This is a genomic window from Avibacterium endocarditidis (genome assembly GCF_002921145.1).
Classification (GTDB): Bacteria; Pseudomonadota; Gammaproteobacteria; order Enterobacterales; family Pasteurellaceae; genus Avibacterium; species Avibacterium endocarditidis.
This window is the reverse complement of sequence record NZ_PQVI01000070.1, coordinates 1-7289: the sequence shown is the minus strand read 5'-3', so window position 1 is coordinate 7289 and position 7289 is coordinate 1. Positions and strand designations below refer to the sequence as shown.

The 7289-nt window shown below is 41.5% G+C and carries 7 protein-coding genes and 2 pseudogenes; 6 read left to right on the top strand and 3 right to left on the bottom strand.

Going from position 1 to position 7289, the window contains the following annotated elements:
• Window positions 1-21 precede the first annotated feature (21 nt).
• From C3Z13_RS05575 to C3Z13_RS05550, 6 genes and pseudogenes are all read left to right on the top strand, one after another.
• Window positions 22-1331: pseudogene (locus C3Z13_RS05575) on the top strand (NCS2 family permease).
• 142 nt (window positions 1332-1473) lie between these two features.
• Window positions 1474-2547: a DNA polymerase IV gene (gene dinB, locus C3Z13_RS05570; RefSeq protein ID WP_103855278.1), complete on the top strand. Its 1074-nt coding sequence runs from the start codon at window positions 1474-1476 to the stop codon at window positions 2545-2547.
• 99 nt (window positions 2548-2646) lie between these two features.
• Window positions 2647-3514 (top strand): annotated as a pseudogene (htpX, locus tag C3Z13_RS05565) (protease HtpX).
• Between the two features lie 369 nt (window positions 3515-3883).
• Window positions 3884-4420 (top strand): elongation factor P hydroxylase, encoded by a 537-nt coding sequence (locus C3Z13_RS05560; protein WP_103855276.1) that lies wholly within the window; start codon window positions 3884-3886, stop codon window positions 4418-4420.
• A gap of 91 nt (window positions 4421-4511) precedes the next feature.
• Complete coding sequence (locus tag C3Z13_RS05555) at window positions 4512-5429, top strand: ABC transporter ATP-binding protein (RefSeq protein WP_103855275.1); 918 nt, start codon at window positions 4512-4514, stop codon at window positions 5427-5429.
• Complete coding sequence (locus C3Z13_RS05550) at window positions 5429-6196, top strand: ABC transporter permease (protein WP_181022017.1); 768 nt, start codon at window positions 5429-5431, stop codon at window positions 6194-6196. Before C3Z13_RS05555 ends, C3Z13_RS05550 begins: the two co-directional genes overlap by 1 nt.
• 68 nt (window positions 6197-6264) lie before the next feature.
• On the opposite strand, the gene C3Z13_RS05545 is transcribed toward C3Z13_RS05550, so the two are convergent.
• The 3 genes from C3Z13_RS05545 to C3Z13_RS05535 all read right to left on the bottom strand — a co-directional run.
• Window positions 6265-6780 carry a GNAT family N-acetyltransferase gene (locus C3Z13_RS05545; RefSeq protein ID WP_181022016.1) on the bottom strand — a complete coding sequence of 172 codons (516 nt, stop codon included), beginning with the start codon at window positions 6778-6780 and terminating at the stop codon, window positions 6265-6267.
• Complete coding sequence (locus tag C3Z13_RS05540; RefSeq protein ID WP_103855273.1) at window positions 6764-7057, bottom strand: type II toxin-antitoxin system TacA family antitoxin; 294 nt, start codon at window positions 7055-7057, stop codon at window positions 6764-6766. Before C3Z13_RS05540 ends, C3Z13_RS05545 begins: the two co-directional genes overlap by 17 nt.
• Before the next feature lie 84 nt (window positions 7058-7141).
• The coding region (locus tag C3Z13_RS05535) for a pyrimidine/purine nucleotide monophosphate nucleosidase domain-containing protein (protein ID WP_146256873.1) at window positions 7142-7289 on the bottom strand (148 nt) is incomplete at its 5' end.

The following is a 7289-nucleotide window of genomic DNA, read 5'->3' as shown; positions in this document are numbered from 1 at the left end:
TCAACGAAATTGGATTAAAAAATGGAAAATCAGTCTGTTCTACAAAAACTTTTTAAACTCAAGCAAAAAAATACCACAGCAAAAACAGAAATTATCGCGGGGATCACCACTTTCTTCACGATGGTTTATATCGTTTTTGTTAATCGTCCGTGTTAGGTGATGCGGGAATGGATAAACAAGTGGTGTTTGTTACCACCTGTTTAATCGCTGCTTTCGGCACGATTGCAATGGGCTTGTTCAGTAATTTGCCTATCGCACTCGCTCCCGCAATGGGGCTGAACGCCTTTTTTGCTTATGTAGTGGTGAGCAAATTGGGCTACTCGTGGCAAGTGGGAATGGGGGCGATCTTTTGGGGATCGGTTGGCTTATTAGTGCTAACGCTGTTCCAAATTCGCTATTGGTTAATGGCATCAATTCCGCTCAGTTTACGTGTCGGCATCGGGGCGGGGATTGGCTTTTTTATCTCCCTGATCGGCTTTAAAAATATGGGCCTAGTGGTGGCAAACCCAGCAACTTTAGTGGCATTAGGTGAGCTACACAATCCGCAAGTGTTAATGGGGATTTTGGGCTTCTTTATTATCGTTGTGCTAGCGGCACGCAATATTTATTCTGGCGTGTTGATCTCCATCGCAGTGGTTACAACTTTAGCCTTATTATTTGATGATAGCGTTGTGTTTCACGGGATCATTTCAATGCCACCAAGCCTTGAACCAGTGGTGGGCAAAGTGGATATTGTCGGCGCATTAGATACCGCCTTGCTCGGCATTATCTTCTCTTTCTTGCTTGTCAATTTATTCGATTCTTCAGGCACTTTGTTGGGTGTAACCGATAAAGCAGGGATTAGCGATGAACAAGGCCGCTTCCCGAAAATGAAACAAGCCCTTTATGTGGATAGCGTGAGTGCCGTGGCGGGATCGTACATCGGTACTTCTGCAATCAGTACTTACATTGAAAGTGGCGCTGGTGTTTCCGTGGGCGGACGCACGGGAATGACTGCCGTTGTAGTTGGCGTGTTGTTCTTATTAACTATTTTCTTCTCGCCATTAGCGAGCGTTGTGCCACCTTATGCCACCGCAGGCGCATTGATTTATGTGGGGATTTTAATGGCTTCAAGCTTAATTCGTGTGCAATGGGAAGATTTAACCGAAGCCACACCTGCCTTTATCACCGCAGCAATGATGCCGTTCACTTATTCCATTACGGAAGGCATTGCTTTTGGCTTTATTAGCTACTGTGTAATGAAAGTTTGCACAGGTCGTTGGAAAGAAGTAAACGCCCCTGTTTGGGTGGTATCCTTACTCTTTATTGCCAAATTCGTTTGGGTTGGCTAACTCTTTTTAATTAGGGCGAAAAATTCGCCCTAATTTTTTACCGCACTTTTGTTATTTTCGATTTGCCTTAAAAACAGGTAAAATATTGCCAATTTTGCACCGCACTTTGTCCATTATTTTTTTTCCAGAAATTTACGCCACGATGTCAAAAACAAGAAAAATCATTCATATTGATATGGATTGCTTTTATGCTTCTATTGAGTTGCTAGATAAACCGTATCTCAGAGGGAAGCCTGTGGCTGTTGGGGGAGGGGCAGATCAGCGTGGTGTGTTGAGTACCTGCAATTATGAAGCGAGGAAATTCGGTTTGCATAGTGCGATGCCAACAGCACAGGCGTTGAAGCTTTGTCCGAATTTGATTCTGTTACCTGTAAATATGGCATTGTATAAACAGGTGTCGCAACAAATTCAGCAAATTTTTTATCGTTATACACACTTGGTTGAGCCGTTATCTCTTGATGAAGCCTATTTAGATGTTACAGATTGCGATAAATGCTCAGGCTCAGCCACTTGGATTGCCCAAGAAATCCGTCAAAAAATTTGGCAGGAAACCCAACTGACTGCATCAGCGGGCGTTGCACCGTTGAAATTTTTAGCCAAAATTGCCTCGGATAAAAATAAGCCTAATGGGCAGTTTGTAATTCACCCCGATGAAGTGGCGGAGTTTGTGAGAAAGTTGCCATTAAGTGCTATTCCCGGTGTCGGAAAAGTGACAACGCAACGTTTGTTAGAAATGGGGCTGAAAACCTGTGCTGACGTGCAAGGTTTTGAACAACATCTATTGTTAAATCAATTAGGTAAAGTGGGGCAGCGTATTTGGTCGTTTAGCCTCGGAATTGATGAACGAAAAGTGCAACCTGAACGGTTACGCAAATCTGTTGGGGTGGAAACAACATTATTGCAAAATATCACTGAGCTGCGTGATGGAGAAGCGGTTTTAGATCACCTCTACCCGCAATTAATAGAGCGTGTGCTGCGGGCTTGTCCGCATATTTCTTTGGAAAAACTCAATAAAATCGGGATTAAACTCAAATTTGAGGATTTTCAAATTACCACGCTAGAAAAAAGTGCGGTCAGTTTTCAGCACGAAAATTTTCGCGCATTGTTATCGCAAATTTGGCAACGTCGTCAGGATAAATCCATTCGATTAATTGGCTTACACGTTAATTTACCCGAGCAACAAGAAGAAAAACAGATGAGTTTATGGGAAAACTGATCCGTTAAATCTTGAAATTACAAAATTTATAATTATATTGGTTATTCCTTTAATCATTTATTGGATAATCAACTACATACTCACAGCGAGGAACTTTTTATGATGCGAATTTTACTTTTTTTAGCCACCAATATGGCGGTGCTAATTGTCTTTAATATTATTTTGAGCCTAACAGGGATCCGCGCCCAAGATGCCAGCGGGCTACTTATTATGGCGGCACTGTTCGGTTTCAGCGGATCATTAATTTCCCTGTTTTTATCCAAAACAATGGCGTTAAAATCGGTCAATGGGCAAGTGATCGAACAGCCGCGCACAGAGCAAGAGCGCTGGTTATTAAACACCGTAGCTACACAGGCGCGTGAAGCTAATATTCCAATGCCAACCGTGGCGATTTATCATTCTGCGGACGTCAATGCCTTCGCCACTGGCGCAAGTAAAAGCAATTCTTTGGTTGCCGTGAGTACAGGGTTGCTCAACGCAATGACAAAAGATGAAAGCCGAAGCGGTGCTAGCGCACGAAATTAGCCATATCCAAAATGGCGATATGGTTACAATGACGTTGCTACAAGGCGTGTTAAATACTTTCGTGATTTTTATTTCTCGTCTTATCGCCAACGTGGTGGCGAGCAATCGCAACGACAACGGCGAAAGCAGCAGCGGAATTTATTTCTTAGTTTCAATGGTGCTAGAAGTGGTGTTCGGTTTCTTGGCGAGTATGATCGCAATGTGGTTCTCTCGCTACCGTGAATACCGTGCGGATGCGGGTTCAGCACATTTGGTTGGCAAACAAAAAATGATCGCTGCATTACGCCGCCTGCAACAAATTCACGAGCCACAACAAATGGAAGGGCAATTTGCCGCTTTCGGCATTAATGGTAGAACAGGCGGTTTAGCCTCATTATTTTTAAGCCACCCGCCGTTGGAAAAGCGTATTGAAGCGTTGCAACAAAGTGATAGCTTGAAATAAATGTTTTTTCGGGCAGACACATAGGTCTGCCCCTACGAAAATCAATTTAATTACAATAAGTTATCATTATATACGAGTGTAGGGGCGGACCGATGTATCCGCCTTTTAAATTATTACCATTAGCAAGACGTGTTAAAGCGTTGTAACAAATTAATAGCTTAAAATAAACGTTTTTCCGGGCAGACACATAGGTCTATCCCTACGAAAATCTATTTAATTACAATCAGTTATTATATATGAGTGTAGGGGCGGACCGATGTGTCCGCCCTTTAAAATAATTAATGTAGCTAAACCGCCATAAATGTTAAAATAGGGCATTTTCAAATTTTCAGGCACAGACTTTGTGCCTTATTATTTTTTGGAGTTGTGATGGAACATCGTTTAGAAGATATTATTGCCATTTTTAATCAATGCTTTGAGCAAGAATATAATACCAAATTGGTTAAAGGGGGCGATGAGCCGCTTTATGTGCCAGCGAATGAAGATTGCCCTTACAATGCCATTTATTTTGCGCGGGGCTTTTACAGTAGCGCCTTGCACGAGATTTCGCACTGGCTGATTGCAGGCAAAGAGCGGCGTAAATTAGAAGATTTTGGCTATTGGTACGAACCTGACGGACGTTCTGAACAACGTCAGCGAGAGTTTGAACAAGTGGAAGTAAAGCCACAAGCGTTAGAGTGGATTTTAGCCACCGCGGCAGGATTTCGCTATATTGCGAGCAGTGATAATCTCAGTGGCAACCCTGGCGATACTCAGCCTTTCAAGCAAGCTGTTTATGAACAAGTGAAAAGCTATGCCGCGAAAGGGTTACCAAAACGCGCAGAAACCTTACGCCAAGCCCTTGCTAAATTTTACGGTACGCCAGATTGCATTAATTTGGATTTGTTTGACGTGAGTAAAATTTAAGTCAAAAATCAGCAAAATTTGCACCGCACTTTGTTTACTTATGTTCTAAAAAGTGCGGTGCAAAATTTTAATAAATTTAACGGAACATTGAATGTTAGCATTAGAAATCAAAGGATTAACCAAAGAATATAAAAACGGGGTCAAAGCCTTGCACGGCATTGATCTGAGTGTTGAAGCAGGGGATTTTTATGCCCTGCTTGGACATAATGGCGCGGGGAAATCCACCACCATTGGGATTATTTGTTCTTTGGTGAATAAAACATCAGGCGATGTGAAAGTGTTTGGCGCGGATTTGGATAGCAATCCAAGCCAGTTAAAACAGAATATCGGTTTAGTGCCGCAAGAGTTTAACTTTAACCAATTTGAACGCGTGATTGATATTCTCACCAATCAAGCGGGTTATTATGGCATTCCACGTAAAGAAGCTTTAGTGCGCGCGGAAGTGTGGCTGAAAAAGCTGGATTTGTGGGATAAACGCCATCAGCAATCACGCCAACTTTCAGGGGGAATGAAACGCCGTTTGATGATCGCACGAGCCTTAATGCATAACCCTAAATTGCTCATTCTCGATGAACCTACAGCGGGCGTGGACATTGAATTACGCCGTACAATGTGGGAATTTTTACGCGAACTCAACGAGCAAGGCACAACCATTATTCTCACCACCCATTATTTAGAAGAAGCGGAAATGCTTTGCCGTCATATTGGCATTATTCAGCAAGGGCGTTTAGTGGTAAATATGTCAATGAAAGCCTTATTGGCGAAGCTAGAAACAGAAACCTTTATTTTTGATTTAGCACCACAAGCGGTTAAGCCTGAAATAATGGGTTACAACGTCACTTGGCTAGATAACAATACGCTTGAAGTGGAAGTGAAAAGAGAGCAGGGTTTAAATCAGCTATTTTCACAACTGACGCAACAAGGCGTGCAAGTGTTGAGTATGCGTAATAAAGCCAACCGTTTAGAAGAATTATTTGTTTCAATGGCATTGAATAAAGGAGTGCAATAATGAGTTTAGCTTGGGTTGCCTTTCAAACTATTTTTGTGAAAGAAGTACGCCGTTTTACCCGAATTTGGGTGCAAACCCTTGTGCCGCCGGTGATCACAATGACCTTATATTTTGTGATTTTTGGCCAGCTGATTGGCAATCGTATTGGCGAAATGCACGGCTTTAGCTATATGCAATTTATCGTACCGGGGCTGATTATGATGTCTGCCTTAACCCATTCTTTCGCCAATGTGGCGTCATCTTTTTACAGCACGAAATTTGCCCGTAACGTAGAAGAACTGCTAATTTCACCAACTTCACCGCACATTATTATTTTAGGCTATATGGCTGGCGGAATGGCACGTGGATTGAGCGTGGGCATTCTCGTTACCTTGGTTTCATTATTTTTCGTGCCATTACAGATTTATTCTTGGACGGTAATTCTTGCCACCTTATTACTCACCACCGCAAGTTTTGCGCTCGGGGGCTTGATTAATGCAGTTTTCGCACGCTCTTTTGACGACATTAGCATTATCCCCACTTTTGTTTTAACACCATTAACCTATCTCGGCGGCGTATTTTATTCGATTTCTTTATTACCACCTTTCTGGCAAGTGGTGTCAAAATTTAACCCCATTGTTTATATGATCAGCGGCTTCCGCTACGGTTTTCTCGGCATTCAAGATGTCAGCCTTGTTTACACTTTCAGCGTTTTAGGCATTTTTATCACCGTACTTTATGGCATCGCCTATTATTTGATTAGCAGTGGGGTGGGGTTAAGGAGTTAAGAAAAGTGCGGGTGAAAAATTAAATTATTTCTTAATTTATTCTTTTAAAAGGCATTTATTAATGCCTTTTATTTTTTGATCAATTTCGTTAAAGGGAGAAAGAGCATATTTTTTCGTTCAAGAAAAGCGATAAAACCTAATTTATGATAGAACGCAACCGCTTGTTCGTCTTTGGCTTGTACCAGCAATGCGGCAACAGCAAGCTTTGACTCCTTTATTTTGCTGATGGCGTCCGCGATTAAAAATTTACCATAACCACAGCCGACAAATTGTTCATCAACTGTTAATCGTCCAATTAATGCAGCAGGAATGTTAGGGTAGCGAATCTCTTGTTTAATTTGTGTTTTGGGAATATCACTTACGTTAATTGCAGAGGCAGATAGGGTATAATAGCCAACAATTTTGGCCTGTCTTTGATGAATTAAAACGAAACATTTTGATAATTCTTTTCTCTCATCTTGTGAAGCTTGAGTATGAAAATAGCGGTTTAACTCAGGTGAAAGACTGCAAAAGGATTTTCTATCTAACTTCAACTGAGATAATGTCACAATATCAATATGCTCTAAATCAATCTGCACGTGCATTTTTCCTTGCTAAGAACTGTTGGTGCATCGAAAGTGCTTCTTCCATTGTTGGATTGACTTCATAAGAATCAAGATGTTTCAATAAATGGACTTGATCCGCTACAGATAATTTCACAGACTGATGTTCAGCAATAGTTTTTACGGATTCTTTATATACCACATCAACAATAAAATCTGTCAATGTGCGTCCAGTAATCGCTGCGGCTTGTTTAAATAATTGATAAATTTCAGGATTTACTTTTGCTTCTAATCGAGCTTTGGGGATTTTAGTTTGCATAATAATTTGCTCTGTTCTATTGATATGAAGAAATTATACGGCCACAAGCCGTATAATTCAAGAGTAAGGGAGGCTAATTATTTACTAACGAATAATCTCATAACAAGGCTCGTAAGCCTCGCCGTCTGGCAGTTTCATTCGGTGTTGGGTGATGAAATCTTGTAGCACGTTGTCCACTTTTTCCATTAAATCCTTATCCCCTTTGAGTTGGAATTTGCCTAGTTCAGCGATG

Bases quoted from the DNA above. Each gene is read 5' to 3' on its own strand.
- dinB (WP_103855278.1), top strand. From the start codon at position 1,474: ATGTCAAAAACAAGAAAAATCATTCATATTGATATGGATTGCTTTTAT.
- C3Z13_RS05560 (WP_103855276.1), top strand. From the start codon at position 3,884: ATGGAACATCGTTTAGAAGATATTATTGCCATTTTTAATCAATGCTTT.
- C3Z13_RS05555 (WP_103855275.1), top strand. From the start codon at position 4,512: ATGTTAGCATTAGAAATCAAAGGATTAACCAAAGAATATAAAAACGGG.
- C3Z13_RS05550 (WP_181022017.1), top strand. From the start codon at position 5,429: ATGAGTTTAGCTTGGGTTGCCTTTCAAACTATTTTTGTGAAAGAAGTA.
- C3Z13_RS05545 (WP_181022016.1), bottom strand. From the start codon at position 6,780: ATGCACGTGCAGATTGATTTAGAGCATATTGATATTGTGACATTATCT.
- C3Z13_RS05540 (WP_103855273.1), bottom strand. From the start codon at position 7,057: ATGCAAACTAAAATCCCCAAAGCTCGATTAGAAGCAAAAGTAAATCCT.